Annotated in this window: 3 protein-coding genes and 1 pseudogene; 1 reads left to right on the top strand and 3 read right to left on the bottom strand. The window is 67.6% G+C overall.

Annotated features, from left to right (window positions below; translation table 11 throughout):
* Window positions 1-107 (top strand): annotated as a pseudogene (locus tag ACZ4VL_RS40445) (N-acetyltransferase); the annotation flags it as partial.
* 130 nt (window positions 108-237) lie between these two features.
* Here ACZ4VL_RS40445 and ACZ4VL_RS40440 read toward each other — a convergent pair.
* The 3 genes from ACZ4VL_RS40440 to ACZ4VL_RS40430 form a co-directional block, all read right to left on the bottom strand.
* Window positions 238-555, bottom strand: coding sequence for a hypothetical protein (locus ACZ4VL_RS40440; protein WP_468210994.1), 318 nt, complete (start codon window positions 553-555; stop codon window positions 238-240).
* Window positions 556-1,243: 688 nt separating this feature from the next.
* Window positions 1,244-1,540: a hypothetical protein gene (locus ACZ4VL_RS40435; protein ID WP_468210992.1), complete on the bottom strand. Its 297-nt coding sequence runs from the start codon at window positions 1,538-1,540 to the stop codon at window positions 1,244-1,246.
* Between the two features lie 643 nt (window positions 1,541-2,183).
* The coding region (locus ACZ4VL_RS40430; RefSeq protein WP_468210989.1) for a hypothetical protein at window positions 2,184-2,439 on the bottom strand (256 nt) is incomplete at its 5' end.

Below are 2,439 nucleotides of genomic sequence, written 5' to 3'. Positions count from 1 at the left end.
TGCCGCAGTGGATCGCCGCCGACTGGCCGTTCGAGCAGCCGCGCTTCCTCGGCCGTGAGATCTCCTGGTCGGACTGGCTCGCCCTGCCGCAGCATCCCGACACGTAAGTGGTTGTTACCCGTAACGACGAAGGCTGTCGGTCGAACAGGACGGCGAGCTGCTCCGGGTCGACGGGGACGTCGGCCTGGCGCAGCGAGGGGAGCGCGGTGCCGTCGCCGCACAGCCTGCACAGCCCGATCACGGGGAACGGGTGGCGCCGAGGAGGGTGTGCAAGGAGGAGCTGCCGTAGACGGGCCGGTAGCAGCCCGTGCACGGCATCCAGTCATCGACTCCATCCGTTGGCACTGCGTCCGCGCCGAGCAATGGCACGATCCGCAGAAGGTTCTCCCCGGCCTCCGCACGCTGCGCCATCGGCCGCTGCGCGGAATACTCGAAGACGACTTCGTCGCCGTCCGGGCCTTCGATGGTGCGGACCCGGGCCAGCGTGCCGACGCAGTCCTCGGGGTGGTTCGGGAGGAACGCCAGGACAGTCCCGGCACCGGGCTCGGCGCTCACGCTGTACACGTGCCCCCGCCCGGCCGTCAGGGCTGCACCCATCTCGTTCGGGCCCTGGCCCCTCGTCGTCGTTGCGCAGGCGCAGCTGCCACGATGCCGGAGTGCCGTCGACCCCGGCAGGGCAGGAGGTGATCAGGATGCCGTTGCCGGAGTGGCGGGCGTCCAGGTGCTGCATCCCGAGGACGGAGTGGAACGCGGTGCCGAACCACTCCGTGGCCGGCCGGACGCTCTCGCGGCTCGGCTTGTGCTGCTTGTGACGTCCCATGCCTTGCCTCGCAGACTGACCCCGTGCACGGTCCAGTCGGTCCGCTCCACCCACGACTGGCAACCCGGCGGCCCGGGTACGCCGTGAGTCCCGCCTTCACCCACCCCGCCCACCTGGGCAGGCCTCCTGTGCCGGGACAAGGTAGTTGGCACCGGGCAACCCGACTGCCTGGCGCTGGCTGCCGTGCGGGCCATGCTTGTTGTCACCGACGGGACGGCGTTGATGTCACCACGGTGCTGAGGACGGCGCACATGGCACCGGCCCCTGATGAGACTCCCTGATTTTGGCTCTGACCGCAGTTTCGTGAGCAGCCTGATGGCGATGAGCGATCACGTACGAGGACAGGAAGGCACAAGCCCCTTGGTCGACCTGCCGTAGGCACTTTTGTGCTCGCTCATGCCGGTCAGTTTGGGTGCTTCGTGTCTACCAAGCGTTCCAGAGCCCGTCGTGACGGTGGCGCACCGGAGGGATATCTGCGCCGTCAAAGTCGTGGCCGGCGTGGTGCAGTCCGCGGATCCGCTGAGCCTCGAGTCGGCCCTGGAGCCGAGCGCGGCGTTCAGCCGTAGCGATCTCGGTCGAGAACGAGCCATCTCTGCAGTCGAGCACCATCCACTGCCAGGAGGTGATCTGGCGCAGTGTCTTCGTCGGGACAGGGCGACGGCCTTCGCGGGCGGCCTGGGCCAGTTCAGCGTGCGTGTAGCGCAGGTCGTACAGGGACATGGACTCCGACGCGTCGCGTTGGACGCGGAGTTGCCTGGGAGTCGTGCGGACGGTTCGGGACATCAAGAGCCTCCGTAGGCCCTCTGGGCTTTCCAGAGGTACCTACGGGGGATGCGTAGTGGTCAGCATGACTCAGCCCCCTCGTCGATCGGACGATCTGCCAGCAGCACAATAGCCGGGCCGAGGTCTGGAGGCCGGGATTTTCTGCACGCCCCTTGCCGGCGCTCGGGGTGACAGAAACCGTGTCCAGGTGGCAACTGTCGTGTCCCGGCACAAGGGTTCGGGAGCCCTCCCGGTGAGCCTCGTGAGGGTTGCACCGGAAGGGGGCTGGACAGGTGTCTGGAGGGTTGCGCCAGGCGGGGGACCGGAGGTACTGCCGGAGGCGTGAACCCCCGAAAGTGGTGATCTTCCATTCGTGCAGGTCAGATTGCCGTGGGCAAGCCTCCTTCGGAAAACGACACCCTCTTTCCCCGCGATGGCCGGGGAATAGGTTCTACGCAGTGACTGGCGCGGCTGCTGCTGGAAGCAGCCGGCCACCCTGGAGGGGCCCTCTGGCCGCATCGGCAAGCCGTACGCGCCTGACTGGGGAGGCGTGGGTTGCCAGGACCGGAGCGGCGGTGAAGGAGGCCATCCCGAGTGGTTCTCACCCCGCTCTGCCATAGAGGATCGCGCGCAGGCCATGGACGCCCTGCCGTGGATGACCGCCGCCGGATCCGGTGAACCGGGACTCCTGCGCTGTGTTCGCCGCATGCTCCACCCCGAAGAGCCCAAACCGGACGATGACCCCTGGGCCGGCTTGCTCTGAGAAGGCTTCCGCTTTCCGAACGTAGTCGTTGAGTTTCCGCTGGTCAGGCATGGTTCCGGCTGTTTGGTGGCAGAGACGGCGCATCGTGTCGTCT

The sequence above is a fragment of the Streptomyces sp. NPDC029014 genome (assembly GCF_055564695.1).
Note: the sequence above shows the minus strand (reverse complement) of the source record. Positions and strands in the feature narration are given on the sequence as shown.

Bases quoted from the DNA above. Each gene is read 5' to 3' on its own strand.
- ACZ4VL_RS40435 (WP_468210992.1), bottom strand. From the start codon at position 1,540: ATGTCCCTGTACGACCTGCGCTACACGCACGCTGAACTGGCCCAGGCC.